The sequence below is a fragment of the Lysobacter sp. P5_C4 genome (assembly GCF_054049695.1).
Window position 1 is genome coordinate 402,698 of sequence record NZ_JBFULX010000003.1, and the last position, 26,649, is coordinate 429,346.

Annotated in this window: 25 protein-coding genes; 12 read left to right on the plus strand and 13 right to left on the minus strand. The window is 66.3% G+C overall.

The genetic code is table 11. The features are described from left to right. The first annotated feature begins 11 nt into the window (after positions 1-11). Genes ACXJJ8_RS09855 through ACXJJ8_RS09865 form a run of 3 tightly spaced genes read left to right on the plus strand, consistent with a single transcriptional unit; the run spans position 12 to position 3,042 of the window. On the plus strand, positions 12-248 hold the full coding sequence (locus ACXJJ8_RS09855; protein ID WP_499029413.1) for a helix-turn-helix transcriptional regulator: 237 nt from the start codon (positions 12-14) through the stop codon (positions 246-248). Then, entirely contained in the window at positions 245-604 is a 360-nt protein-coding gene (locus tag ACXJJ8_RS09860) for a hypothetical protein (protein WP_499029415.1), read from the plus strand. Before ACXJJ8_RS09855 ends, ACXJJ8_RS09860 begins: the two co-directional genes overlap by 4 nt. Further along, a complete protein-coding gene (locus ACXJJ8_RS09865; protein ID WP_499029417.1) occupies positions 601-3,042 on the plus strand; it encodes an AAA family ATPase in 2,442 nt (813 codons plus the stop codon). Before ACXJJ8_RS09860 ends, ACXJJ8_RS09865 begins: the two co-directional genes overlap by 4 nt. 294 nt (positions 3,043-3,336) lie before the next feature. Here ACXJJ8_RS09865 and ACXJJ8_RS09870 read toward each other — a convergent pair whose 3' ends face one another. Both ACXJJ8_RS09870 and ACXJJ8_RS09875 read right to left on the minus strand, forming a co-directional pair. Then, positions 3,337-3,564: a hypothetical protein gene (locus ACXJJ8_RS09870; protein ID WP_499029420.1), complete on the minus strand. Its 228-nt coding sequence runs from the start codon at positions 3,562-3,564 to the stop codon at positions 3,337-3,339. Between the two features lie 87 nt (positions 3,565-3,651). Continuing rightward, positions 3,652-4,281, minus strand: a complete 630-nt coding sequence (locus tag ACXJJ8_RS09875; protein WP_499029422.1) for a hypothetical protein — start codon at positions 4,279-4,281, stop codon at positions 3,652-3,654. A 347-nt stretch (positions 4,282-4,628) separates the two neighbouring features. On the opposite strand from ACXJJ8_RS09875, the gene ACXJJ8_RS09880 reads away from it, so the two are divergent. Beyond that, the gene (locus ACXJJ8_RS09880) at positions 4,629-5,204 is read left to right on the plus strand and encodes a hypothetical protein (protein WP_499029425.1); all 576 of its coding nucleotides are present in this window, start codon (positions 4,629-4,631) and stop codon (positions 5,202-5,204) included. After that, positions 5,201-5,749: a hypothetical protein gene (locus ACXJJ8_RS09885; RefSeq protein ID WP_499029427.1), complete on the plus strand. Its 549-nt coding sequence runs from the start codon at positions 5,201-5,203 to the stop codon at positions 5,747-5,749. Before ACXJJ8_RS09880 ends, ACXJJ8_RS09885 begins: the two co-directional genes overlap by 4 nt. Before the next feature lie 774 nt (positions 5,750-6,523). Here ACXJJ8_RS09885 and ACXJJ8_RS09890 read toward each other — a convergent pair. Then, positions 6,524-7,060: a hypothetical protein gene (locus ACXJJ8_RS09890; protein ID WP_499029429.1), complete on the minus strand. Its 537-nt coding sequence runs from the start codon at positions 7,058-7,060 to the stop codon at positions 6,524-6,526. 478 nt (positions 7,061-7,538) lie between these two features. Here ACXJJ8_RS09890 and ACXJJ8_RS09895 point away from each other — a divergent pair, with 478 nt between their 5' ends. Beyond that, positions 7,539-8,681, plus strand: a complete 1,143-nt coding sequence (locus tag ACXJJ8_RS09895; protein ID WP_499029431.1) for a ScyD/ScyE family protein — start codon at positions 7,539-7,541, stop codon at positions 8,679-8,681. A 56-nt stretch (positions 8,682-8,737) separates the two neighbouring features. On the opposite strand, the gene ACXJJ8_RS09900 is transcribed toward ACXJJ8_RS09895, so the two are convergent. Beyond that, positions 8,738-9,736, minus strand: coding sequence for a TolB family protein (locus ACXJJ8_RS09900; RefSeq protein ID WP_499029433.1), 999 nt, complete (start codon positions 9,734-9,736; stop codon positions 8,738-8,740). A 244-nt stretch (positions 9,737-9,980) separates the two neighbouring features. Continuing rightward, entirely contained in the window at positions 9,981-10,628 is a 648-nt protein-coding gene (locus ACXJJ8_RS09905; RefSeq protein ID WP_499029435.1) for a response regulator transcription factor, read from the minus strand. Between the two features lie 207 nt (positions 10,629-10,835). Between ACXJJ8_RS09905 and ACXJJ8_RS09910 the strand changes: the two genes are divergently transcribed. Next, entirely contained in the window at positions 10,836-11,900 is a 1,065-nt protein-coding gene (locus ACXJJ8_RS09910) for a redoxin domain-containing protein (RefSeq protein WP_499029437.1), read from the plus strand. Between the two features lie 3 nt (positions 11,901-11,903). On the opposite strand, the gene ACXJJ8_RS09915 is transcribed toward ACXJJ8_RS09910, so the two are convergent. From ACXJJ8_RS09915 to ACXJJ8_RS09925, 3 genes are all read right to left on the minus strand, one after another. Beyond that, entirely contained in the window at positions 11,904-13,118 is a 1,215-nt protein-coding gene (locus tag ACXJJ8_RS09915) for an epoxide hydrolase family protein (RefSeq protein WP_499029439.1), read from the minus strand. 117 nt (positions 13,119-13,235) lie between these two features. Continuing rightward, positions 13,236-13,736 (minus strand): peptide-methionine (S)-S-oxide reductase MsrA, encoded by a 501-nt coding sequence (gene msrA / locus ACXJJ8_RS09920; protein ID WP_499029441.1) that lies wholly within the window; start codon positions 13,734-13,736, stop codon positions 13,236-13,238. Between the two features lie 120 nt (positions 13,737-13,856). Beyond that, positions 13,857-14,366: a GNAT family N-acetyltransferase gene (locus ACXJJ8_RS09925; protein WP_499029444.1), complete on the minus strand. Its 510-nt coding sequence runs from the start codon at positions 14,364-14,366 to the stop codon at positions 13,857-13,859. 121 nt (positions 14,367-14,487) lie between these two features. Here ACXJJ8_RS09925 and ACXJJ8_RS09930 point away from each other — a divergent pair, with 121 nt between their 5' ends. After that, positions 14,488-14,871 carry a hypothetical protein gene (locus ACXJJ8_RS09930; protein ID WP_499029446.1) on the plus strand — a complete coding sequence of 128 codons (384 nt, stop codon included), beginning with the start codon at positions 14,488-14,490 and terminating at the stop codon, positions 14,869-14,871. A gap of 4 nt (positions 14,872-14,875) precedes the next feature. Here the strand turns inward: ACXJJ8_RS09930 and ACXJJ8_RS09935 are convergent, their stop codons facing one another. The 5 genes from ACXJJ8_RS09935 to ACXJJ8_RS09955 form a co-directional block, all read right to left on the minus strand. Next, on the minus strand, positions 14,876-15,592 hold the full coding sequence (locus ACXJJ8_RS09935; protein ID WP_499029448.1) for a glycerophosphodiester phosphodiesterase: 717 nt from the start codon (positions 15,590-15,592) through the stop codon (positions 14,876-14,878). A gap of 9 nt (positions 15,593-15,601) precedes the next feature. Beyond that, the gene (locus ACXJJ8_RS09940; protein ID WP_499029450.1) at positions 15,602-15,964 is read right to left on the minus strand and encodes a hypothetical protein; all 363 of its coding nucleotides are present in this window, start codon (positions 15,962-15,964) and stop codon (positions 15,602-15,604) included. Between the two features lie 93 nt (positions 15,965-16,057). After that, positions 16,058-18,130 (minus strand): TonB-dependent receptor family protein, encoded by a 2,073-nt coding sequence (locus ACXJJ8_RS09945; RefSeq protein ID WP_499029451.1) that lies wholly within the window; start codon positions 18,128-18,130, stop codon positions 16,058-16,060. A 73-nt stretch (positions 18,131-18,203) separates the two neighbouring features. After that, positions 18,204-18,578: a DUF2946 family protein gene (locus ACXJJ8_RS09950; RefSeq protein ID WP_499029452.1), complete on the minus strand. Its 375-nt coding sequence runs from the start codon at positions 18,576-18,578 to the stop codon at positions 18,204-18,206. A gap of 22 nt (positions 18,579-18,600) precedes the next feature. Further along, entirely contained in the window at positions 18,601-19,638 is a 1,038-nt protein-coding gene (locus ACXJJ8_RS09955) for a diguanylate cyclase (RefSeq protein WP_499029453.1), read from the minus strand. A gap of 202 nt (positions 19,639-19,840) precedes the next feature. On the opposite strand from ACXJJ8_RS09955, the gene ACXJJ8_RS09960 reads away from it, so the two are divergent. The 4 genes from ACXJJ8_RS09960 (at position 19,841) to ACXJJ8_RS09975 (ending at position 26,615) form a co-directional block, all read left to right on the plus strand. Continuing rightward, the gene (locus tag ACXJJ8_RS09960) at positions 19,841-21,937 is read left to right on the plus strand and encodes a M13 family metallopeptidase (RefSeq protein WP_499029454.1); all 2,097 of its coding nucleotides are present in this window, start codon (positions 19,841-19,843) and stop codon (positions 21,935-21,937) included. Between the two features lie 183 nt (positions 21,938-22,120). Then, entirely contained in the window at positions 22,121-23,584 is a 1,464-nt protein-coding gene (locus tag ACXJJ8_RS09965) for a sensor histidine kinase (RefSeq protein ID WP_499029456.1), read from the plus strand. Beyond that, positions 23,581-24,018, plus strand: coding sequence for a response regulator (locus tag ACXJJ8_RS09970; protein ID WP_499029458.1), 438 nt, complete (start codon positions 23,581-23,583; stop codon positions 24,016-24,018). The genes ACXJJ8_RS09965 and ACXJJ8_RS09970 overlap by 4 nt, the downstream gene beginning before the upstream one ends. Continuing rightward, the gene (locus ACXJJ8_RS09975) at positions 24,018-26,615 is read left to right on the plus strand and encodes a sensor domain-containing protein (RefSeq protein WP_499029459.1); all 2,598 of its coding nucleotides are present in this window, start codon (positions 24,018-24,020) and stop codon (positions 26,613-26,615) included. Before ACXJJ8_RS09970 ends, ACXJJ8_RS09975 begins: the two co-directional genes overlap by 1 nt. Positions 26,616-26,649 lie beyond the last annotated feature (34 nt).

The following is a 26,649-nucleotide window of genomic DNA, read 5'->3' on the forward strand; positions in this document are numbered from 1 at the left end:
GAGGAGAACCTATGAGCCCCGAACCCCTGCTGCGCGTGACACAAATCATCGGCCGCAAGGCTTCTAAGCGTTACCGCGCCGTTCCCGCCCTCATCCCGGTTTGCCGCACGACGTGGTGGGCCGGCGTGAAGTCCGGACACTTCCCGCAACCCGTCAAGATCGGTCCCCGCTGCGTCGCGTGGCGCGTGAGCGACATCGTCGCCCTGGCCCAACAGACGCGCAACCCCGCGAAGCGGGGTGCGAAGTGATCGCCGATTCCCCCACCACGCCGGGTAAGAAGTACGCCCTCCAGCTCTGCGAGGACGGCCTCTACGGGTACTTCGAAGTCGGCCCGCTCATGGAGTCCGATCGCGCATGGCTGGGCCACGAAGAATACGAACGCCTCGCGCAGCACCGCGCAGCAGGCGTCAACGTCGTCGTCGCGCAGACGCTCGCGCACAACGTCGGATTCGTGCGCATTCCCGCAAGCGTGAACACCCAGGACGACGACCAAATGCGCCCCTTCTATCGCGAAGGCGCGCGCTTGGTGGAAGCCGGTCACGACATGGTGTTGTTCGATGCTGGTCGCGATTCCGCGCAGACCCTCGCCGGGGGTGTCGCATGAACGCCGCCGAAAAAGAGAACCCCCAGCCGGGCAGGACTGAGGGTTCCGAGGATGCACACGAGACGAGCGCGGGCGCGATGAAGCATACCGACTTGCGACCCGACTTCCACGCTGCTCGCCGGTTCCTCGCTCTGCTCGACCAGAACGCGAACGAAGCCGGCGCGTGGCATTTCCGCGTCATCCACCCCGATCCGGCATGGCAAGGGAAGCGCGCCATGAGCTTCTCCGGCGCGTTCGATGATGTTGCGGACGCGCTGCTCGCTGCCAATGCGCAGGGGTACGGCGTGTTCGTGGTGGTGAACGAAGGTGGTCATGAGAAGGCCAACATCACTCGTGCCCGTGCGGTGTTCGCGGACTTCGACAAGCCCGGTGCGCTGGATGCGCTGCTGAAACGCGACCCCGGTGCACTGAACGTCGCCGGAGTCCTGCCCAACATCGTCGTGGCATCGAGCGATGGGCGGCATCACGTGTACTGGTTGCTCGATCCGGCCGATCCGTTGCCCGTGCCCGAGTTCACCGACATGCAGAAGCGCATCGCGGCGAACTTCGGCAGCGACGCCTCGGTAAACGACGCATCGCGCCTGATGCGCCTGCCCGGCTTCCTGCACCGCAAGCCGAAGAACGAGGCCGCGAAGTACAGCGGCGAGCCGTTCTTGACCCGCATGTACACGGTCGCCGATCGCATCCCGCACTCGCGCGCCTTCACGGCGACCGAGCTCGGCGCAGCGTTCCACGCGCCCCCAGTGCCGACGTCGGCCACGGGCTTCGTGTTCAGCGAAGACACCGTGCACCCCTCGTACGACCGCCAGATGCACGACGGGCCGCTGGTCGTCACGAAGGAACGCCACGCGGACGTGCTGCGCATGGCCGCCCGTGTCTCCCGCGACGTGGTTTGGGAAGGCACGCCCCACGAGACTGCCCTCGACTACTTGAAGGGATTGCGCGACGCCGGGCGCTGGGATCGTGACGTGGACGACGAGGAGTTGAAGCGCGCGCTGGATGGGGCCGTCGAGAAATTTCGCAGCAGCGAGTGGTCGAAGCCGGAAACTCTGACCGCCGGACCGACTTCGGTGGACGCGTTTCCTCAAGCTGCGAACGACCCGTTCAAGGACACTGCCGCCGCGCGCATCCACGAGCTTGCTCGCGACCTCGCACCGCTTCTGACGCCCGCAACCGACGAAGAGTGGGCCGCCGCGGCGACGCCGGACCCGCATCTGTTCGGCGACGGCGAAACGGGTCTGTTCCCCATTGGCGAGGCTACGGTGCTCGGTGCGCCGCCGCGTGCTGGCAAGACGACGCTCATGGTGCACCTGGCCACGCAGGTTGCGCTCGGCCGAACTGTTGTCGGCCTGCCGTCGAAGTGCGGGCGCGTCGTGATCTACAGCCGCGAGGATGACCGCAGGCAGTACACCCGAAAGCTCCGTGCCGCGTGTTCGCAGCTGTCGCCGCAGGACGCTGCGCGTGCGCGAGCCGCCGTGATCGTGCCGAACCTTCGCGCTCCCGGTATTCGCGAGGCGAGCGCGCTGATCGACATTTGTGAGAAGAGGCGACGGCCGATCGAAACGCCGGTCGTGGACGCGCTGGTTCGCGCGCTACGCCCGCACGTCGAGTGCGACGACCCCGTGCGCCTGCTGGTCTTCGAAACCGCGAGCACGCTCTCGCATGCCGAGGAGGACAACAAGGGGCTGGGCGCACTGGCCGCCGCGCTGAAAAAAATCGCACAGGACTTGGGCGTGGCAGTCGTAATGACGCACCACTTGAGCCAGGAAGGCACGAAGGCGCTGCAATCGCTGGACTTGACGCCGGCCGTGATTCGCGGCGCGACCGCGCTCATCGGCGACACGCGCCAGATCCTCCTGCTGGTCGACCTCGGCAGCGAGGAAGAGCCGTTCCCCGATTCGGACCAGCGCGAAGTCTGGCGCCGGTACCTTCAGCAGAGCCCGTTCAACCCGCACCGGGGCGCACGCCTGAGCGCCCTCGTGCCGCTCGACACCTCGAAGGCGCGCGATCCGCTCCCGCTCGTGACGGCATGGTGCCGCACAGACGACGGCCCCGCGATGACCACCGTCGCGCTGCCGGAACAGATCGAACAGATGCGGTGGCGGCGAATGCGCGGCGTGATCCTGGCGTGGGGTGCGGCGCAGGCGAAGAAGGCGAAGGGCGATCGCCAGACGACCACCGCCAACGCCGAAATCGAAGAAGTGGTTGCGGCGTACCGCATGGTCGTCGACGCCGGAGGCGTACCTACGGCGAACGCGATCGCGAAGGTCCACTCGCGTGGCAAAGACTTCGTTGCCGCGCGCCTCGCGGCTGCGGTGAAGGCCAACGTGTTCACCACGAGCATCGAGCAGGTGCACCGCGGTCCGCCCGGCGGGACGATGATCTACACGCTAGTCGAGCATCGCGACGCCCCGGCAGACAGCACGAACGCCGTCTAGTGACTGTGCGAAGGCGACCGCGCAGTCATCGCACCGTCGTCGTCTCTTCGCGCGGAAACGCCGTAGCAATAGCGGTTTGTGACTGTGCGACGACTGTGCGGGTGTGGCGTTCCTTCTGTTCTTTTCGTGGGGAAGGATGGGGACGTAGGTAGGGTTGGGCGGGGGGCAGCGCCCACCCCAACCCGCCTACTTCCCCATGCAGTCGCTAAATCATTGATTCTTCGTCACCGCGACCACTGTGCTGGTTTCGCTATAGGGGTCTGGGGACTTCCTCCTAGTCAGTCGTGCCGGCGACTACGCGACCCGCGTCAGCAGCGCCGCCAGCCATTCTTCGACCGCCTCGATCGCGTCGCCCTCAACGCCGAACGGCTCGATGCGCACAGGCGACAAGTGCAACCCCATCACCGCCCACCAGGTCGTGCCCGACTTCGCGACGCGTGCGAACAAACGGCCGCGCGGCCCGCCATGTCGAAGCTGCATTTCCGGTTCGACAAGGTGCCACTGGAATTCCGACAGGTTCATGTCCTACCCCAAGCATCGACGACGGCGCACAGAATCCGCGCAGGAGCGGCGCGCGGCTATTGTCCTGCGGGGCAGCGGCGGTACGACCTACATCGCGTTGTCGGGCGCTGGCGGGGCGATCGGCTCGACAGGTGCAGGAGTAGGTGCAGGTGTCGGAGTTGGGGCGACTTTGTATCGCCGCCGCATTCGCTGCTGCACCACTTCGACTTGCGCCTCCAGCTTGCGCAAACGCGGCTCGCCGCCCGGCGAGTAGCCGACGTACGCGCTCCGAACGGCCGGATAGCTGAGAAGGTCCGCAATGACTGCCGCAAACATCGGCTTCCGGGCGAGATGCAGGTCTTCGGCGTCCTCGATGAACGCTGCCTGCCAAAGCGCCAGGCATTCGTCGCGGTCGTCGGTTGTGGGGGCCGTTTCCACCTGCGCCTGCATCATCTGGTTGTAGAGCCCGGCGAGGTACGACCACTGCGACGCGAAGCGCGTGTAGAGCGCGACGTACACGCCCGCAAAGATCGCGCCGAACCACGGAATCGTGTCGGCCATGACTGCTCGTGCTTCGGCAGTGTCGAAGTGCAACGTCGCTCGAGGCGCTAACGCTGATTTCAGCGTGATCGCGACGACGTAGAGGATCGTGGAAATGAAAGCGGTTCGATAAAGCACCACCGTCCCGCCGTTCGGACGATTCTTGAGAAAGAACTCCCCGGCAACCCACGACCCCATGCCCCCTCCTTCGCCCACCATACGCACACGTATGGTTAGCCATTGTCTTGTTCAGCGAATCCCCGAGAAGCCCGACGGTACAACGGTTTCCGCGGTTAGCCACCATTAGCGACAAAGTGACCCAACCTTGTTCAGCGATTTGCCCACCGCCTGTGGCGTCGCTACCGCACTTCACCCGTGGCGCCTCCTCCTAGCCGCGGCTATCGTCGGGACCACGGGGGGACGCATGAGCAATCTTTGGGGACACATTCGGCGCAGCAGGCTGACCTTCGGCGTCGGCGCGGCCGCGCTCGGCGCGGCGGTGGTGCTGCTCGCGATCGGGCAAGGCGTTTTGGATTCGTCGTTGCGTGCTGCCTGGTGGTCCGCGCTCGCTTTTTGCGGGCATCGTGGCGCTCGCGCTGGGCGTCGAGGCGAATCTGCGCGCTGAACGTGCCGCCAGGGCGACCGCAGCGGGCGTCGCCGCGCTGGTCAGCCTGCCGCTGTACCAGCTTCGCGCGACGTTGGAGGTGTTGCAGGAAAACAGCGAGACCGTGCGCGCTAGCAAGGAAGGTCACGCCGCATGGCTGCACGGAATTTCAAAGTGGTTCGCCGAGTCGAGGCCGCTGATTCAGGACAAGCACCTGCCGCTGCTGACTTCGCTGCCCCCATTGGAGCTTCAATGCCTCGCTCTCGCCGATGACGCGCTCGCGCGCTTCAAGGCGAAGCACCTTCTTCCGCCAACGACCACGGTCGCAGAAGTCGTCGCCGCGTTCGACACCTTCATGGACAAGGCGCTTGCCTTGATGCCGATCGTGGTTGAAACGTCGAACCAGATTCACCGCTTGAGCCCGAATGATGGGTTCCTGCCCCCGTGGGACGCCGTTGCGCTTCGCCGCGCTGCCGCCAAACCGCCCGACAACCACCAACAGGAAACCACACAATGAACGGCTGGCAGCGATTGTTCCTCGTCATCGTCGTCGGAACGTGCGCGGTGTTCGCGGCGGTGACCGTGGCGCAGCGCCCCTCGCCGGACGACAGCCACTTCATCATTAAGTGCCGCCTTGTAGATTCGTACGTCACGCCCGAGCGCGCGAAGAAGTACCTCAGCGAGCAGCGAATCCCGGAAGAAGACTTCCAATCCTGGGCCCACGACAACACAGCCGAAGACTGGAAGGAATGCAGCACCGAGTTGAAGGAGGTCGCGTCCGGCGCGGAGTACCGCGAAGCGCAGGCGCGGTGGAAGGAGTCGACGCAGTGGGCGATCGCGGGCATCGCGATCTTCTTCGCGGTCCTCTACGCGCTGGGGGCGGCGCTAGGCTGGGTGTGGCGCGGCTTCTTCCCGCGAAAGCCGCAGCGCGTAGACGTGTTCCTCCCCGACATCCGAATCGGCACGTTCACCGTCGAGAACGGTGTTGTTCAGTTGTCGGCCTCCGACGCGCGTGCCATCGCGACCTGGACTTCCGGAGAAGCTGGCAACAGCCCCGGCTAATAGCGGCGGGCACAACACCATGAGGGCGCTGGCGGGCAGACTCGCCAATGTCCGCTTTCGGCCAATAGCAGACGTTCGTGAGGGCCGGTGCGTATGCACGAAGCTGTGGCTTGACCAAGACCTAGCGACCAGATTTGTCGCGACGGTGCTTGCCAAAAATTGCCCCTAGCGCGGCTATGAGCGCATATACCGCTACGAGCATTGGAATTTGTTGGGTCGGGAACGGAAAGAGATAAACCGTGACGCAAAGGTACACGGCGGTACCAAGCGCCCCCGCAATTGTGCCGTGGAGGATTGGCCTGCTTGAGGCGCGACGGGCCGACACATATCCCGCAAATGCCGGGATGAGGCTAACGCCTGCTTGCATGACCCCCGACGCCACGCGAGCAATCGAAGGGGCCGAATTCGCCGCGACAGTTCCCGCGATCATTAAAGCCAGGACGCCCAGCATGAACGTTGCGACTCCGTACCCAAGAGCTTTCAAATCGAAATATCGCGTCATCACCCAGGTCCGGCGAATGGGATGCGGATCGCCCCCTATTCGCGAGCTTATGCAACGTGGCCTCGGCCAACAAGAGTGGGCGGAATGTCCGCTTTGGGTCGAAAGCGGTCATGGCAGGGCTCGAGGTAGACCAGACAACTTGTAGGGTGCTGGCCGTTTTTCCGCGAATTTGGTCGGGGCGTCAAAAATAGGTTTTCGCTTCGAACGTCGGGGTCCCCCGGGGGGTGCCCCCGCAGCGATACACCGCGGCAAGGCCCATCGACGCCAGCGCCTCAGTCGAAGTCGAGATAGTCAGGATCGGCCGCGCTCCACAGTTCCTCGATGTAGGCGTCCACCGCCTCGCACCAATTTGCGACGTTCAACTCGACCTGCCACGGGCGGCCGGCGTGCTCGCCGTGCAAATCGAACTTCCCCTTCCAGTAGGTGAAGCGGCGATACGGTCGTTTCGACGAACCTGTGGCCCATGCGAGCTCAACGTTAGTCGCGTGGATGATCTTGTTGCACGACTCGCGCACAGTGAGGTCGAACTTGCCTTGCCGCACGGTGCCGATGTCGAGGCCATCTCTCGCGTGTTTGTCGGCCGTGCGAGGGGCCGATGGCCGCACCTTTCCCTTGATCGAATCCTCGAAAATCCGCACCTTTGCGGCGCACTCGATCAGGTATCCGCTCACCAACTTCTTCAATCGCGAGCCGTATGCGTTCCAGTCGTCGTCGGCGTAGGGGTAGCCGCCTTTAAGCAATTCTTCGACCTTGCAGTATTCCCTGCTCGCGTACGAAAGCTGGCGCAGGAGAAACAACTTCTCGCCCACGCTGCCAAAGTCCAGGCTGTGTGTCATCGCCTCCCGCCCCCTAGCGCCCCTGTGTTGCGAGACTAGGCCGATGCGCGACCGCTCGCATCCCTAACGATAATCGCCTGGGGGCACGTCTGGGGGCATGCCGACCTTACGCCGCACGCACTTTTGCGCAGTTGAGCCGTTTTCAGCGTGCTTTTCAGTAGCCCCCACCTCCACCATTTAAACCCCCCTGATTTATCAGGGGGTTTTTCTTTTTAGTCGCCCACGTTTCAAATTGCCGATCGTGGCCGGCGGCGAGTTGCGCTTCACGATGCAGGCGCAGCCCAACCGGGCGTGGCCAGGTCCGAACGCAAGCAGCCGTATTCGATGTCGCAATGCGTTTGCGGCGCGGGCAGTGCGAACACGCACTGCCCCGCTCGGGTGTCCCCTGTCCTGTCCGCATCGCAATCGCGTTGGGTCTTGTGGCGGACCGCTTCCGCCAGGAGAACCCCCCATGAAGCACAGCTCTTCCGTGCACATCTGCGTGCTGGCGATGGCGATTGCCGTCGCCACTTTCACCGCAAGCGCCGGCCATGCGACCGATCCGTTGCTGCGTGCCGCCGAACTCGTCCGCGTCGAAGCCGCACAGCCCATCGGCGTTTCCGTTTTCGCCACCGGCCTCAACAATCCGCGCGGGCTGAAGTTCGGCCCCGACGGCAATCTCTATGTCGCCGAAGGCGGCATCGGCGGCACGCACGCGACGACATCGGCGCAATGCACCCAGGTCGTGCCGCCCATCGGCCCTTACACGGGCGCAAGCACCGGCGGCCGCATCTCGCGGATCGACGCCACCGGCCACCGCACGACGGTCACCACCAACCTGCCCACCAGCACGACGAGCGCAGACGCCGGTTCGCTGGTCAGCGGCGTGGCCGACGTCGCATTCCTCAACGGGCGTCTGTATGCATTGATCGCCGGCGGCGGTTGTTCGCATGGCGTCGCCGATCGCGACAACGCCATCGTGCGCATCGGCGCAGGCGGCACGCCATCGCTCGTCGCCAACCTCAGCGCCTACCAGAAGACGCATCCCACGGCAGTTACCGAGGACGAAGACTTCGAACCCGACGGCACGTGGTACAGCATGGTCGCGCACAACGGCTGGTTGTACGCGGTGGAGCCCAACCATGGCGAATTCGTGCGCGTCTCGCCCACGACCGGTGCGATCCAGCGCGTGCTCGACATTTCCGCGCGCGTCGGACACGCCGTGCCCACGGCGCTCGCGCACCATGGCGCGTATTTCTACATCGGCAATCTCCACCCGTTCCCGATCGTCGATGGGTCTTCGCGCGTGTGGCGCGTGCTGTCGAATCCGACGCGGCTCCAGGTCGTTGCGCAAGGCACGACAATCCTCGGCCTGGCCTTCGATTCTCGCGACAACCTCTACATCCTGCAGAACACGACCGGCAATCCGGGGCCGACGCCCGGCGCCGGCAGCATCGTGCGCATCCGCCCCGGTGGCGGGCCCGAAACGATCATCAGCGGGCTCACACTGCCGACTGCGATGACCATGGGACCGGACGGCAACCTCTACGTCTCGCACGTCGGCTTCGGTCCGCCGTTGCCTGGGGTGGGTGAGGTGTTGCGCATCGATCTGTAATCGCGCGCGAAACGGACAAGGCCCGCATCGCGCGGGCCTTGTCGTTGCTGCATCGATCACGGTTGATACCAGTCACTCGCACTGCCCACCGGCAAGGACACCGCGGTCCCGCTGGCGACATTGAACAAGCGCATCGCGACGCCGCTCGCGTTGACGCGGTCGGTCAGCAGGCGCGTTGCATCGCGCGAGAATTCGACCGGGTAGTAGTCCAGACCGTTGGCGACCGGCATGGGGATCTCGGTATCGCTCGTGCCATCGGCGCTCATGACCCACACATGCGAGTAGATGTCGCTGCCGCTGAACTGCGTCTTCTGGTAGGCGAAGCGCGACCCGCCTGCCGACCACACCGGGTAGGTGCCTTCGGCACGCGGCACGATCGCGTCGGTGGCGAAGTTGATGGACGAGATCTCGCGGCCGTCGTCCAGCAAGCCTTGCGTGCCGGCCGGATTGATCAGGAGGCGATAGCCGTCTTCGAACATGCCCGAGGTCAACAGCGTGCGTGCGCCCGTGCTCGCGTTGATGCTGAATGCGTTGAGGTAATACGGCGGTTCGAGACCGGCGCCCCGACGCCACGTCGAAACGAACAATCGCGCGCCATCCGAAGACCACACCGGCCGTGCGTTGAAATATTCCCGCGCCGTCGGGCAGTAGAGATTGCGTTGCCCCGTGCCGTCGGGCCGCACGATGGCCAGGCACGAAGCACCGGTCGACGGGACGGTCGTGGTGAAGGCGATCATGCCGCCGTCGGGCCGCCACGATGGCAACTCGTGCGAGGCCGTGCCGGTGGTGACCTGCGTGCGCGTGCCGCCGGTGGCCGCCATGCGCCAGAGCTTGGAGGCTGCGGTGCCTGTCCAGGATTGGTAGACGATCGTGTTGCCGGACGGCGACCACTGCGGGTCGAAGCGATAAACGTTCGCGCTCATCGGCGCGAGTTGCGAGAGCCCCGTGCCGTCGGCGTTGACGCGGTAGAGCGTCGAGGAGCGGAGCGAGCCGTCGGTGTTGTACACCCCGCGCAGGAAGACCACGCGGCTCTGCGCGGCGCAAGGCTCGACCATGGCAAGCGACAATAAAGCGGCAATTAGGGCAAAACGTGAACGATGCATGGTGTCCCTCCGTTGCAGTGAATTCCTGCAAGGAGAAGCACGCGCCGCGCGCAAGCGTGCGGTCAACGGTGTCCGAGATTCACGAGGTGACCGGAAAGCGTTGCGCCGCCGTAACATCGGACGCATCCGGACGGGATTCGCCACAACCGCCTTCCGAAGGGCGGCCATTTCGCGGCATGGGAGCAGCCGGAGATCTTTACGAAGGAACTGAGGGCGGCATTCGCATCGCTGCGCCCGTCGTCGCCAACGCCCCCACCAAATTGACCAACTCGGCCAGCGAGTGCGCCTGCATCTTGCGCATCACGCGGCCGCGATGGGCCTTGACCGTGATTTCGCTGATGCCGAGTTCGGCGGCCACCTGCTTGTTCAGCAGGCCCGTCGCCACACCACGCAACACCTCGCGCTCCCGCGGCGTCAGCGACGCATAACGGATGTCGAGCGCGTGCGCGATCGCCGCGCGTTGCAGGGCCTGGATGCTGGTGGCGATCGCATCGCGCAGGATGGGCACCAGGGCCTCGTTCGCGAGCGGCTTGACGAGGAATTCGAACGCGCCCGCTTTCATGGCCCGAACGCTGGTGGGCACGTCGCCGTCGCGGGTCATGAAGATGATCGGCAACGTCGGGCGCTGCGCGGCGATCTGTTCCTGCAGCGCCAGGCCATCGATGTCGGGCAAGGCCACCTCGAGCAGCACGCAACCGGCTGCGATCGAGCGCGGGTGCGCGAGGAACGCGCGCGCGGTGGCGAACGCTTCGGCCCGCCATCCCAGCGATCTGATCAACGCCGACAGCCCGCGACGCGCGGCCGCATCCCCGTCGACGACATGGACGAGCGGCTGCGATGACATGAATACGGCGGCCCCGTGCCGATTGTTAACGTCCCTGTATTGCTCACGGCCGATCTGTTGCGACATTGGTCACCCCGCGACACACGGTCGCGTCGAGGATGACCGCAACGGGCGATGCCTGCACATCTATTTTCGTGCCAACGCGGCGGCCGATACGTTCGTGCAATCGACAGGCCGCGCGCATCGTGTTGAGTTGGCGGCAATGTCATGAAGACACTCCGCGCGCTGCTCGCTTGCGTCGTGGCCGGCGTCGCCGTCGCGCTGTCCGGTGCATCGTGCGAAGGCAGCGGCCGTTCGCCCGCCCTGCCCTCGGTCTTCGAACGCACGATGCCTCCGCTCGATGGTGCCACCGGCTGGATCAACTCGCCGCCGCTGGGCGGGCAGGCCCTGCGCGGCAAGGTCGTGCTCGTCGACTTCTGGACCTACACGTGCATCAACTGGATGCGCACCGCGCCCTGGCTGCGCACGTGGGCGGAGAAGTACAAGGACGCGGGGCTGATCGTCGTCGGCGTGCATTCGCCCGAGTTCGAATTCGAACAGGACCCGGCGCGCGTACAGCACTTCACCGCCTCGATGGACTTGCACTATCCGGTCGCGATCGACAGCCGCCACGCGATCTGGAACGCCTTCGGCAACCAGTACTGGCCCGCGCTGTACTTCATCGACGCACTGGGCCGCATCCGGCACACGCAATTCGGCGAGACCGATTACGACAAGGCCGAAGGCCTCCTGCGCGACTTGCTGACCGAAGCGGGCGCGAGAGACCTCCCGCCGATCACGCCCAGTGTCGGGCAAGGCGCGGAAGCGCCCGCGGATTGGGCCAACCTGCGCACGCCGGAGACTTACACCGGCGCCGCGCGCACCGAGCGCTTCGCTTCACCGGGCGGGATCGTGGCCTCGCAACGCCATGTCTACACCGCGCCGTCGACCTTGCGCGAAAACCAATGGGCGCTCATCGGCGACTGGACCATGGAAGGCGAAGCCACGCGGTCGAACGCCGGCAATGCAAGCGTGCAATACCGCTTCCACGCGCGCGACGTGCACGCGGTGATGGGATCGGCGATGGAAGGACCGGTGCGCATCCGCGTCACCATTGACGGCAAACCGCCGGGCGATGCGCACGGCACGGACATCGATGCCGACGGCGCCGGCACCGTGTCCGACTACCGCATGTACCAGTTGATCAGGCAATCGGCGCCGATCGAAGACAGGACCGTGGAGATCCTGTTCTTCGACCGGGGCGTCGCGTTGTTCGCCTTTACCTTCGGCTGACACTCACGACCGCAACGCGCGCAGGCCCGTACGCACTTCGTCGACGAAGGATTGCGGCTGTTCCCAGGCGGCGAAATGCCCGCCCTTGGGCACGCGGTTGTAATGAATCAGTTTCGGATACGCCTTCTCCGCCCAGCTCCGCGGCGTGGGATACAACTCGTCGGGGAAGACGGTGATGGCGGTGGGCACCTTCACGTTCTTGATGTCGAAGAAACCAGCCCTGTTCTCCCAGTAGAGTCGGGCGCCGGAGACGAAGGTGTTCGTCAGCCAGGTGATCGTGATGTTGTCCAGGACATCGTCGCGGCTCAGGCCTTCGTGCTTGCCGTCGAACACGCGCGCGATCATCTGATAACTGCGTTGGTCGTGGTCGAGGAAATACGCGGCCAGCCCGATCGGCGAATCCGCCTGCCCGTACAGCGTCTGCGGGCGCAGGCCCATCTGCAGGGCATAGCCGATGCCCTTGGTGTACATGAAGTGCAGCCGGTCCCATGCGGCCTGTTCGTCTTCCGACAGGTTCGCCGGCGGCGCGCCCCCGGTGGCGAGTGCACTGGAAATCGCGGGCGGCAGGATGCCCGGCATGTTCGAGTGGATGCCGAGTAACCCCGCCGGTGCCTGGGCACCCAGCATGTCGGTGATCAACGCGCCCCAGTCGCCGCCTTGCGCGACGTACTTCTCGTAGCCCAGGCGTTTCATCAACACGTCCCACGCCATCGCGATGCGCGCCGGATCCCAGCCGGCCTTGTTCGGCCGTTCGGAGAAGCCGTAGCCGGGGATCGAGGGGATCACGACATGGAACGCATCGTCCGCCGTCCCGCCGTGCGCGGTCGGATCGGCGAGGGGTTCGATGATCTTCAGTTGCTCGACGATCGAACCCGGCCAACCGTGCGTGACGACGATGGGCAACGCGTTGTCGTGCTTCGACTTCACGTGGATGAAATGGATGTCGAGGCCGTCGATGTTGGTGATGAATTGCGGCAGCGATTCCAGGCGCGCTTCGATCTTGCGCCAGTCGTAACTCTCCGCCCAATACTTCGCGAGCGCCTGCATCGTCGCCAACTGCACGCCCTGCGTGTCGTCGTCGACGGTTTCCTTTTCCGGCCAGCGCGTCGACTTGATGCGGCGCTTCAGGTCGGCCAGGTCGGTGTCCGATGCCCTGTAATGGAAGGGACGAATGCCGGTGGGCGAACCGGCATTCGTGGTTTCTGCGTGTTGCGCCATGACGAGGATCCTTTCGTGGGGGAAAGTCCGTCGATCACAGCAGACCCCACGCGCATGGGCGATTGCACGTTGGTATGCATACGAAGGTATCGGGCGGCCGCGGCGCCGCCGCTTGCCTCACGCGCGCCTGGGCAACTTCCAGTCCGGGCGGATGACGTGGCAGGTGTAACCGGTCGGATAGTGTTCCAGGTAATCCTGGTGTTCGGGTTCGGCTTCCCAGAACGGGCCTGCCGGCGAGACTTCGGTGACCACCTTGCCGGGCCACAGGCCCGAGGCGTCGACGTCGGCGATGGTGTCTTCGGCCACCTGCTTCTGCTGGTCGTTGGCGTAGAAGATCGCGGAACGGTAGCTGCTGCCGACGTCGTTGCCCTGCCGGTTCATCGTGCTCGGGTCGTGGATCTGGAAGAAGAACTCGAGGATGTTCCGGTAGCTCGTCTTTTCGGGATCGAAGGTGATCTCGATCGCTTCGGCGTGCGTGCCGTGGTTGCGGTAGGTCGCGTTCGGCACGTCGCCGCCGCTATAGCCCACGCGCGTGGTCACGATGCCCGGCTGGCGCCGGATCAGGTCCTGCATTCCCCAGAAACAGCCGCCGGCCAGGATCGCGGTATCGGTGGTCATGTGCATTCCTCCGTCAGGTGCCGGTGACATGGGGGCGGCGCCCGGGCCGTTCCAGTGGGCACCGGATGAGGGGCTGGCGGAAGTGTGGGCACTGGCGAGGCGCTCCGCGAAACCTCGCGTTCATTCCTCGCGTCCCGGCAGCAACTGCCAATACCCCACGTCGAGCCACGCTCCCTGCTTGAAGCCGACTTCGTCGAACTGCGCGACCTTGCGGAACCCCAGGCGCTCGTGCAGCGCGATGCTCGCGGGATTGGGCAACAGGATGCCGCCGATGACCGCGTGGATCCCACGCGCGCGCAAGGCCCCGATCAACGCCGCGTACAGCGTGGCGCCGATGCCCTGCCCCGCGCGTTCGGCGTCGACGTACACGGTCGACTCCACGGAGAAACGATACGCCTTGCGGCTGCCTTTCCAGGGCACGGCATACGCGTAGCCGACGAGGTCTTCGCCGTGCATCGCTACGAGCCACGGAAGTTCGGCCCCTTGCACATCGGCGATGCGCCGCGCGATCTCGTCGGGCGACACCGGATCGAATTCGAAGGTCACGCCCGGCATCGCGACGTAATGGTTGTACAAGGCTGCGATCGCGGGCGAATCGCCTTCGCGTGCAGGACGGACTTCGATGTTCACGGACGCGACCTCCCCATGACCCCGCCGCCATTGTGCCGCACCCGCTCCCGCCTCCCGCGGTCACGTCGGCTTGACGCCGACTGTTTCCAGATGCACCCCCGTCCCATGCGAAATGCGCCCCATGGACACCACGCTCCGTCACCGCGCGCTGGCTGCCGTCTTCGCGCTTGCCCTCGTCCTCCCCGCTGCGGCCGCCGAATCGAACAAATGGCGCCTGCAGTTCAGCGGCAGCGCGAATGCCGATGGGGAAATCGAGCTCGTGCTCACGCCCGACGGCGGCGAAGCGACGCACGTGGTCGTCGCGATTCCGAAGGACACGGGCGAAAACCGTGCCGCGAAGCTGGTCGTGGAAGCGATCCGCAAGCAATTCGGCGATGCGATGTACAAATCCGAGGTCGACGATGGCGAAGACGTGCTGGTGAAGGCGCGTCGCGGCACGCCGGATTTCCAAGTCGTCGTCCAGCGCAACACGACGGGCCTGCGGATCACTCCCGATACGGAATGAGGCCTCAGGCCATCACGGCGATCGGATCGTCGGAGAAGAAACCGCACACGCCGAGCCCGAACAGGCGATCGCGTTCCGCGCGATCGTTGACCGTATACGCGACGACGCGAAAGCCCGCCTCGCGCCACGCATCGAACACCGTCGCATGCGCGCGCCGGTCCAGCCCCGCCCAGCGCACGCCCGCGGCATGCGCGGCTTGTATGCCGTCATCGCGTGCCGTGAGGAACATCGCCGGATAACCCGCGGCGATGGCCGGCATCAGATCCTTGAGTGCGAAGGCCTGCACCAGCGCCTGCTCCGGTGGAATCGATGCACGCAGCAACGCCTCGACCAAGGCCGCGCCGCTGCCGGGCGCCTTCGCTTCGGGCACGAAAATCGCACGGCCGCCGAATTCGGCCAGCACGTCGGCGAACAGGGGCGGAGACACCGTCGCCTGGAAACCCGGAAACGGACGCACGCGCAATTGGCGGAACGTCGCGACATCGAAATCGGCAACGTGGCCGTGGCCGAGCGTCGTGCGTTCCACCGTCGCGTCGTGGATCACCACGAGCGTCCCGTCGGCCAACACGCGCACATCCTGTTCGAGCAGGCGCAACCCGCTCGCCCACGCGGCGCGATACGCTTCCAGCGTATTTTCCGGCGCGAGTGCCGCAGCCCCGCGATGCGCGATCCACAGCGGCGCACGTGGGCTGGCATCGTCGAGCGCAGGCAGCGTTTCCATTACGTCAGCCTAGGCGAACGCCTCCCCCATCGCCACCGACGCCGCGCGGTCCACCAGGCGCAGCAGGCCGCCGCGCCGTGGCGCATACCACGCGAAGTACAGCGCCTTGAGGCTGAAGTCGTGCTGCGCTTCCAGCAAGGGCACCAGGCACGCGGCCGCGCGGCCTTCGCCGACATGCACGCACCCCATCGAAATGCGGCCCGCCAGGCGCCGCACCTCGGCCCATTCCCCGCCGGCGGCAGCATGCTCCAACGCAAGCAGCTCGCGCACCGTCGTGCGGTGGAACGCAGCCAGGGTGCGGCGCATGCACGCCGCGTCGCGTTGCAACCAGCGTGACAATTCGGCGAATCCGCCGTCGGTGTCGTCGACCATGCGCAAACGTTACGCAGGAGGCGGCGTGCAGCGGAAGAGGAGAACCTCCCTCTTCCGTGCACGGTCTATCCCGCGCGCGGACGTGACCGCGATTCAGAGCCGCAGTTCGAGGCCCGCGTACAAGCCGCGCCCGTCGCCCGGCAACACGTGCCGGCCATCGATGCCGTTCGCATCGGCCACGACGTTCGTGCCTGCGATCCAACGTCTGTCGAACACGTTGCGCAGGTCGGCGAACCACGTCCAACGCTGGCCCAGGTCGCCGCCCACGCGCAGGTTCCAAACCGTCGCGCCTTTCGCGCGCAAGGAATTGGCGTGGTCGATCCAGGTCGCGTCGTTCCATTCCAGGCCCGGCACGACGTGGACGCTTGCAACAGGCGACCAACGCATCTCTGCGCGAACCTGTTGGCGCGGGACGCCGGCCAGCGTGTTGTCGCCGTACCGCGCGTCGCCGTCGAAACGGAAGTCGTTGAACAGATATTGCAGGCTGGTGCGCCACCGCGACGTCCAGTCCCACGCGCCGCCCAGCTCGATGCCCTGGTGCACGGTGCGATCGGCATTCGTCGTGCCCAGCGGATTACCGTTCACATCGTTGAGCGCGAGCAGTTCGTTTCCGACGCGCGCGTGATAGAGCGCCACGTCCAGCCAGCCTTGCGCATGCTGCAGCCGCGTACCGACTTCGACGGTCGTGGCGTGTTGCAGATCGACCTGGGTGACTCCGGGTCCACCGGTGAGTTCGCCGAAACTCGGCGGCTCCAGGCTGCGACTGATGTTCGCGAACACCTGTGCGTGCGCGCCCACCTGCGCGCGCACGCCCAGCTTCGGGCTGACACCCGAATACGTCGCCTCGAAGCTTTCGTCGCGCCCGCCGGTGATCAACCGGTCGTTCGATCGACGCACCGCGTGCAGGCCCTGCGCGCCGAGCGACATGGTCCAGCGATCGTCGAGGGCCAGCTGCTGTTCGAGATACGCAACGCTGTCGCGCGCATGCTGGTCGAACGCGTTGGTCGGTGCGCCCGCGCTTCCCGCGACATTGACGAAGCGGTCGTCGCGCAGCGAACCATTGGTCGTGCGAAGCCCGGCGATCAAGGTCGCCGCATGGCCGCCCCAGTCCGACGCATGCCGCCAGCGCAGGTCGACGCCCACGTCGCGCGAGTCCTGTTCGAGCACCTGGAAGATCGGATGGTGCAATCGCTTGTCGGCCACGGAGAGCGACAACGCCACCTGGTCGTCGGCGCCGGGCGACCAGGCCAGCTTTCCGGCCAGGCGTTCGAGGGTGAAATCACGACGTTGGTCCATCGCCACGTTTGCCGGTGCGGCCAACGTGGGATCGCGTTCGAATTCGGCGAAGGTGAGGTTGCCCGGCAATTGCGATCGCGTATCGACCTTCGTGAAGTACAGGCGCCCGTCGAGCGTGTCGTTGAAGCGATACCCGGCGTTGCCGAAGAAGCGATAGGTTTCCTGCACCGCATGTTCGCGATACCCGTCCTGCGAAGTGCCGGTCAAGGTCGCGTAGCCGTCGGCGCGGCCGTCGACCCCCGCCGCCGCGAGCTGGCCGCGACGGAAATCGAACGCGCCCGCTTCCGCGCGCGCGGTGAACATCGGCGCGTCGTAGCCGGTCGGCGAGACGAAGTCGATCGCGCCGCCAAGGGTCGCCGCGCCGTATTCGAGCGCATTGCCGCCGCGATGGACGGTGATGTAACGCGCGGCGAGGGGTTCGATCGCCTGCATGTCGAAGCTGCCGTCGGCCAGGTTGATCGGCGTGCCGTCCTGCAGGACGACCAGGCCGCGGCCGTGGAAGGTGCGTTGCAGGCCGGAGCCGCGAATCGAGACGCGCGCTTCATCCGCGCCGAAGCGCGGTTGCACGAACACGCCGGGCGCGAAGCCCAGGGCATCGACCAGCGTGCCGGCGCGCCGGTCCCGATACGACTCGCCATCGATCACGGCCGTGCCGCCGGCGCGTTCGTTCGCCTTGCGGCGTGCGGCGGACAGATCGTCGACCGTGCGGATCGGGCGCGTGCCCAGCACGGTCACGGCATCGAGTTGCTCGGGCGTGCGTTGCGGGGTCCCCGGTTCGCCTGCATGCGCCGGTGCGCAGGCGAGCAACAGGGTGGACGCGAACGCGACGCCGGGCGGCGCCACGCTTCGCGCGGATTTCGAGAAAGACATTCGGTGCTCTCCTGAGCAGCATGGATGGCGCATTTCGCCGAGGGCGGACGCGCGGTCGGAGCTTGCGTTGTCGTCAGGAGAGAGCGGGCGGCCCGCGGGAACCCAGGCCGTTGGGATGCCGGAAACACGGCGGCGCGGCGACATCGACCCGTGCAGGTGCAACGGGTGCGGCCGCGGCGGCGCCGACCAGCATGGGTGCCTTTGCCGCGACCATCGATTGCAGCAACGGGCAGTAATCGCAGTCGCCGTCACCATGGTGCGGCGCATCGGGCCTTGCCGGCGCGCCGTGGTGCATCGCACCGGCCATCGCCGACATGGCATGGCCGTGATGGGCCTCCGCCGCCTGGTGCGCCTGCGCGATGCGCCCGGCGACCGGCACGAGCAGCAACGCGAACGTCGCCGCCAGCGCCAGGCGGTGCATCAGGCCTTGGAAGTCGTGCGCACGCATCACGGCGCGCATTCTACCGGCCTCAGGAATGCGCGGGGGAGCGCGGGCGGCGGATGCGCTGGCGGTTGCTGCGCAGCGCCGAGACGCCCTTCGGGATCGGCTGCTGCGGACCGCGGCCACGTTCGCGCGCGAAGGCGACGATGCGATCGCGACCGCGCGACTTGGCCAGGTAGCACATCTCGTCGGCGCGATAGAGCAGTTCGTACGCGCTCAACTTGCCGTCGGCGAATTCCAGCTGCCCGATGCTCGCGCCGATGCGGAACACCTCGCCCTGCCATTCGAAAGGATAGGCGGCGATCGCGCGTCGCACTTTTTCCGCGACATACCCGGCCTGCTCGGCCGCGGCGTCTTCGAGCAGGATCGCGAACTCATCGCCGCCCAGGCGCGCGAGCGCATCGGATTCGCGCAACTGGCTGCGCAACAGCTTGGCGAGTTGGCGCAGCAGTTCGTCGCCCGCGGCATGCCCGGCGGTGTCGTTCACCGGTTTGAAGTGGTCCAGGTCGAAGTACAGCAAGGCGTGGCGCGAGCCGTTTTCCTTCGCGCTCTGCACGGCGCGGCGCAGGCGCGACTCGAAGGCGCGGCGGTTCGGCAGGCCCGTGAGCGGATCGTGGTGCGCCTGGTGCGTGAGTTCGTCGGTGAGGCGCTTGGCGGCGGTGACGTTGCGGAAGGTCACCACCGAGCCGAGGACCTGGCGCTGTTCGTCGACGATCGGCGAGACATTGCCGTCGACCAGGACCACGTGGCCGTCGCGGCGGCGCAACATCGTGAAGTGCCAGTCCGACTCCGGCGACAACGGATCCATGCCGTTGCCGTGCTCATCCACGAAGCGCACCACGTCGCCCAGCGGCCGTTCGAGCGATTCGGGCTCGGTCCAGCCGGTGAGATGGGCGGCGACCGGATTGAGCAGCGTGATCTTCCCTTCCAGGTCGATGATCACGACCGCGTCGGAAATCGCGCGCAACGCAGCGACCGCGAACCGGCGCTGTTGGCGGCACGTCTTGAGTTCGCGCACCAGGTGCGCGTCGGCCGCATCCTGCGGCGGGTGTTGCGGTTCGTCCACGTTCGGGGGAAGGGGCTGTGGGCGGTATCGCAGCGTAGGTCGCTTATTGCAAAGGTAAGGTGACGTTCATTCGTGTGAGGTCGCAGTTGTCTTCACCTGATCCGTATTCAGGAAACCGGGCCCGCCCATGACCTTCGGTATATGCGCCACCGCGCCCTTCCGGCGCCATGATGGCGTCCCTTCGACCGGAGAGCCCCGCCCCATGCAGCACCGCATCGGCTGGATCCTGACCACCGCCCTGATCGTCGGCTGCAATGCGCAGTCTCCGGCAGACAAGGCGGGCACGACCCCTGCATCGGCAAGCACCGCCACCGCCAAGGCGAACGTGGCGCCCACCATCGGCATCGATCTTGCCGGCATCGACAAGTCGGTGAAGCCGGGCGACGACTTCGAGGAATACGCCAACGGTGCATGGCGCAAGAAGACGCAGATCCCCGCCGACCGCGCGAGCATCGGCACCGGCTTCTACGTCTACGAGCTCTCCGAGAAGCGCACGCGCGACCTGATCCAGACCGCAGGCAAGGCCAACCCGGCCGCGGGGACCAGCGAACGCAAGATCGCCGACTACTACGCCGCCTACATGGACGAGGCGACGATCGAGAAACGCGGGCTGCAGGCCATCGAGCCCGACCTCAAGGCCATCGATGCCATCGCCGATACGCAGGCGCTCTCGCGCACGCTCGGCGGCCAGGTCCGCGCCGACACCGATCCGCTGAACTCCACCAACTTCGATACCGAGCACCTGTTCGGCGTGTTCGTCTCGCAGCCGCTCGACAAGGCCGGCACGCAGGTGCCCTACCTGATGCAGGGCGGCCTGGGCCTGCCCAACCGCGAGTACTACCTCGCCAAGGACATGGGCGACAAGCGCACCGCGTACCTGGCCTACATCGAAAAGATCCTCACCGCCTCGGGCACGCCGGACGCGAAGGCCAAGGCGAAGGCCATCTTCGACCTCGAGACGAAGATCGCGAAGGCGCACGCCGACGTCGTGGAAAGCAGCGACGTGCACAAGGCCAACAACCCGTGGCCGATGGCCGACTACGCCAAGCGCGCGCCGGGCATCGACTGGACGGCGTTCTTCGACGCAGCCGGCCTGTCGGGCCAGCCGATCGTGCTCGCCTGGCAGCCCGGTGCGATCACCAAGCTCTCCGCGCTGGTGAAGAGCGAACCGCTGCAGACCTGGAAGGACTACCTGCGCTTCCACACCATCAATCACGGTGCGGGCCTGTTGCCGAAGGCCTATGCGGACGCTGCGTTCGACTTCTACGGCCGCCAGCTGTCGGGCACGGAGAAGCAGACCGATCGCTGGAAGCGTGGCATCGGTTCGACGAGCAACGCGCTCGGCGACGCGGTCGGGCAGATCTACGTCAAACAGTATTTCCCGGCCTCGTCGAAAGCGCAGGTCGAGGACATGGTGAAAAACATCGTCGCCGCCTTCGACGATCGCCTCACCAAGCTGGACTGGATGCAGCCGGCGACGAAGGAAAAGGCGCGCACCAAGGTCAAGCAGATGCAGGTGGCCGTGGGCTACCCGGAAACCTGGCGCGACTTCGCGTCGCTGGAAATCCGCCCGGACGATGCATTGGGCAACTACCTGCGCGCCGAGAAGTTCGAATACCAGCACCAGCTCTCCAAGCTCGGCAAGCCGCTGGACCGCCGCGAATGGTGGATGACCCCGCAGACGGTCAACGCGGTGAACCTGCCGCTGCAGAACGCACTGAATTTCCCCGCCGCGATCCTCGAAGCGCCGTTCTTCTCGCCGACCGCCGACGCCGCCGCCAACTACGGTTCGATCGGCGCGGTGATCGGGCACGAGATCAGCCACAGCTTCGACAACACGGGCGCGGAGTTCGACGCCGACGGCACGCTGCGCAACTGGTGGACCAAGGAAGACATGGACCACTTCAAGGGCGCCGCGGCCGCGTTGGCCGCGCAGTACGATGCGTACGAGCCGCTGCCGGGGGTGCATCTGAACGGCAACCAGGTGCTCGGCGAGAACATCGCCGACGTCGCGGGCCTGAGCGCTGCGCATGCGGCGTATCGGAAGTCGCTGAATGGCAAGGAAGCACCGGTGATCGACGGCCTGACCGGCGACCAGCGCTTCTTCCTCGCCTTCGCGCAAGCCTGGCGGGCGAAGACGCGCGATGCCGCGCTGCGCAACCAGATCATCGGCGATGGCCATTCGCCGGCGCGTTATCGCGCGCTGACGGTGCGCAACCTGGATCCGTGGTACCAGGCCTTCGACGTGAAGGACGGAAAGATGTTCCTGGCGCCCGACAAGCGCGTGCAGGTTTACTGAGTCATGCCCTCGGGCATGTGACACCGACGGGCCGCCTCGCGCGGCCCGTCGCTATTCGGGCGTGAGGAAAACGCGTTTGTTGACCGTTGTTCTCCCGTTGAGCCGCATTCGCTCCACGCGACGTTGACTGCCTCGGCACGAAGGTGCTTCAAGCGCATCACGACGATGCGTTCCCGGGGGAACATGGATCGATCGGCGCGCCATGGCAGGCGGCATCCACATCACCATCGCGCATGGCTGCTCGCGGGTGTCGGGCTCGGCGTGGCCATCGTTGCGCTGCTGGCTTCGCAGGCCTGGCGCCAGCATCGGCAGACGCAGGACACGCAGGCCTACGTGGCCGGCACGTCCGCGGTTCTGCACGACACGCTCAGGCTCGAAGCAACCGCGGCGGCGATGGAAGCGAGCCACCGCGGCTTCCTGCTCACCGGCGATCCGGCGTTCGTCGCGCAACGTGAATCGGCCTTCCGCGACGCCGCCGCACGCAGCGCCGCCCTGGCGCGCGCCTTCGGCGGCGAGCCCGCGCAGGCCGCGCGCGTGGGCGAGGCACGCCGCGCACTGCAACGCCGCCACGCGATCATGGTCGAGACCTCGCGACATGCCGCGAACGAAGGCATGGACGCCGTGCGATCGCGATTCCGCAGCCGCGGTGCCGGCGCATACGACCTGGTGCGCGCCACGCTCGAAGGGGTTCGCGTCGATGCCGAACGTCGCCTGCATGAACGCATCGACCGGGCGCAAGCCAGCGCCGATGCCTTCGCGCGCTTGCTGATGTTCGGAACGGCCGCGGCCTTGCTGCTTGTCGTCGCGACGACCTGGGAGCTGGCGCGGCAATTGCGCTGCAACGACCAGATCCGCTTCGCCCTCCAGCGCGACATCGTCGAGCGTCGCGCCGTCGAAGCCCAGGTGCGCGCATTGAACGCGCAACTGACCGAAAACGCCGATGCGCTGGAACGCAGCAATCGCGAACTTGAAGCGTTCAGCTACACGATCTCGCACGACCTGCGCGCGCCGCTCCGCCACATCGATGGCTACGCGAAGATGTTGCGCGAGGACGCGGAGGCGACCCTGGACGCGGACATGCGCCGTTACATCGACGTCATCGGCGAGGGCGCGCGACGCATGGGGATGCTGATCGACGATCTGCTCGCCTTCTCCCGACTCGGCCGCAAACCGATCGAACGCTCGCACGTGGACATGACTGCCCTCGCCCACCAGGCGCTGTACGAAGCCGGCGGCGCGAGCTCCCTGGCGCGCGTGCGCATCGACACGCTGCCGCTCGCGGACGCGGACCCCGCCCTCCTCCGCCAGGCCTTGGTCAACCTGCTGTCGAATGCGCTGAAGTACAGCGCGCCGCGCGGCGATGCGGCGCGCGTGGAAGTCCAGGGCGAGTCCGACGGCGAGCACGTGCGCTACACGGTGCGCGACAACGGCGTGGGCTTCGACATGCGCTACGCCGACAAACTGTTCGGTGTGTTCCAGCGCCTGCATTCCAATGACGAATTCGAAGGCACCGGCGTCGGCCTCGCGATCGTGGAACGCATCGTGGCGCGGCACGGCGGGCGCATCACCGCCGATTCGGCGCTCGGCCGGGGCGCCGCCTTCACCATCGAATTGCCCGCGCACGCCGCGGCGGGAGCCATCGCATGACGCTGCGCAACGTCGAGATCCTGCTGGTGGAAGACTCCAGCGCCGATGCCGAGATGACCCTGCGCACGCTGAAGAAGCGCGGCATCGCGAACGCGGTGGAATGGGTGCGCGATGGCGTCCAGGCGCTTGACTGGTTGTTCCGCGAAGGCGACTACGCAGGACGCGACAACGTCGATCCGCGCCTGGTGCTGCTCGACATCAAGATGCCGCGCATGGACGGGCTCCAGGTCCTCGAACGCATGAAGCGCGATGCGCGCACGCAACGCATCCCCGTGGTGATGATGACGTCTTCGCGCGAGGAGTTCGACTTGCTCGCCAGCTACACGCTGGGCGTGAACGGCTACGTCGTCAAACCCGTCGACTTCGACGCCTTCGCCGCGACGATCGCGCAGGTGGGCATGTACTGGATGATCGCCAACGAGGTACCGGATTGATGGACCGGAGGACGCAACCGCTCGAGGTGCTGATGGTCGAGGATTCGCCGGCCGACGCCGAGCTGATCCTGCGCGCGATGCGCGATCTCGGCGTCCCCATCCGGCATCGCCGCGTGACCAGCGAGGCCGCGTTGCGGGCCGCGCTGGCCGACATGACGCCCGACATCATCCTCAGCGACTTCTCGATGCCCGGCTTCAGCGGCCAGGAAGCGTTGAAGGTCGCCAAGTCCGTCACGCCCGACACGCCGTTCCTGTTCGTCTCCGGCACGATCGGCGAGGAACTGGCGATCGAGGCGCTGAAGCTGGGTGCCGAAGACTACGTGCTGAAGGACAACCTGCGCCGCCTGCCTTCGGCGATGGACCGCGCGATCCGCGCCGCCAACGAACGCGCCGAACGCGTGCGCATTTCCGCCGCGCTGCGCGAGAGCGAGGAACGCTTCCGCAGCATCGTCGAATCCAGCCTGGACTGGATTTGGGAGATCGACCGCGAGGGGACGATCGTCTACAGCAACGAGGCGGTGCGCGACATTTTGGGATATACCGCGCAGGAGATGATCGGGCGCAGCATGCTGGCCTTGATGGCGCCTGCCACGCGTGCCGCGGTGGAAGCGCTGATTCCGCAATATCTCGTCGGCTCCGGTCGGTGGCGGCGGCGCAGCATGACCTTCCTGCACCACGACGGCAGCGAGCGCCTGCTGATCAGCAACGCGCGCTCGGTGCACGACGACGGCATGACCGTGCTCGGGTTCCGCGGCACGCACCGCGATGACACGCAGCGGATCGCGCAGTACCGGAAAATCCGCAAGCTCGTGCGCATCCACTCGGTCCTCGGCGCATTCGGCGCGCAGGTGCTGCGCGCCACCGACCGAAGGCAGATCCTCGATCGCGCCTGCGAGATCGCAGTGGACCGGGGTGGGTTCCGCGCGGCTTTCATCGTCGAACGCACGGCCGACGGCCATCTGCGCTTCGTCGCGCGTTGCGGTGCGCCCGAAGCCGTGGCCGCGATCGCCCACGAAACCCCCATCCCGCTGGCGAACGACGGCAACCTGCGGGCCGACTACCCGGGCGTGCGTGCGATGCGCGAAGGCCGGACGGTCGCGACACAGGACCTGGGCGATCCGCACTTGCCGGAGAGCTTGCGGAAAACCATGCTGGCCGCGGGCGTGTGTTCGGAAATCGCGCTTCCCCTCGGCGATCCGGCATGGGGCGTGATGCTGTTGTTCTCCGACACCGCGCAACGCACCGACGAGGAAGAAACCGAATTGCTCGCGCGGCTGGCGGGCGACATCGCCCACGCGGCCGACTTCCTCGAGAAGAGCGAACGTCTCGAGTATCTGGCCTATCACAATCCGGTCACGGGCCTTCCCAATCGCGCGCAATTCCGCGAGCGCCTGCCGGGCATGCTGCGTGCGTCGGGACCGCTGGCCGTGGCCGTGCTCGATGTGCAAGGCATCGGGCGCATCAACGAGTCGCGCGGGCGCGAGTACGGCGATGCACTGTTGAAGGAGGTCGGCGACGCGCTTGCGCGCAACGACGCTTCGGGACTGGTCGCGCATCCCGAATCCGACAAGTTCACCGTGGCGTGGCCCGCCGATCGCGACGACCTGCAGGCCGCCGCCGCGCGGCTGGACGGATTCCTGCACGAACTGGGCCAACGCCCCTTCGTCGTGGAGGGCGAATCGGTGTACGTGGCGATGTCCGCGGGCCTGGCGCTTTCGCCCTTGCACGGGCAGGACGGCGAATCGCTGGAACGCAGCGCACTGGCCGCGCTCGCCGAAGCGAAGAAGCGGCGTGCGCGCGTACTGCCCTTCACCGAGGACCTGCGCGGCCGCGCGGCACGACGACTCGAACTCGAACGCGACTTGCGCAAGGCGATCGAGACCAACCAGTTCACCCTGTGGTACCAGCCGAAATTCCAGACCGCGACGCAACACCTGCTCGGTGCCGAAGCGCTGCTCCGCTGGCGGTTGCCGGACGGTTCGATCGTGGGCCCGGCCGATTTCATCCCGGTGCTCGAGGAAACCGGGCTGATCGTGCCGGTCGGGCGCTGGGTGCTCAAGCGCGCGATCGCGACCGCCACGCGCTGGCGCCAACACCACCCGAGCATCCGCGTTGCGGTGAATCTGTCGGCGCGCGAATTGCGCAGCGCCGATTTCCTGGAAGCCTACGCCGCCATCCTCGGCCCCCACGCGAGCGAGCAGGCCATCGACATCGAAGTCACCGAAAGCCTGTTGATGGACGATGTCGACCGCAGCACGCACTTGCTCGAGCGTCTGCGCGAACTTGGCTGCCGCGTCGCCATCGACGACTTCGGCACGGGCTATTCCTCGCTCAATTACCTCGCGCGCCTGCCGGCCGACGAAATCAAGATCGACCGGAGTTTCATCGCGCTGTTGACGCAGTCTCCTGAAACGATGGGTTTGGTGACCAACATCATCACCCTCGCCCACTCGCTGTCGCTGCAGGTGGTCGCCGAAGGCGTCGAGGAAGAAGACCAGGCCAAGCTGCTGCGCCTGCTGCGTTGCGACGCCGTGCAGGGCTATCTGTTCGGCAAGCCGATGTCCGAGCAGGATTTCGTGGCGCGGTTCTTCAACTGAGGCGCGGCTTCAACTTAAGCGCGGCTTGCGAAAG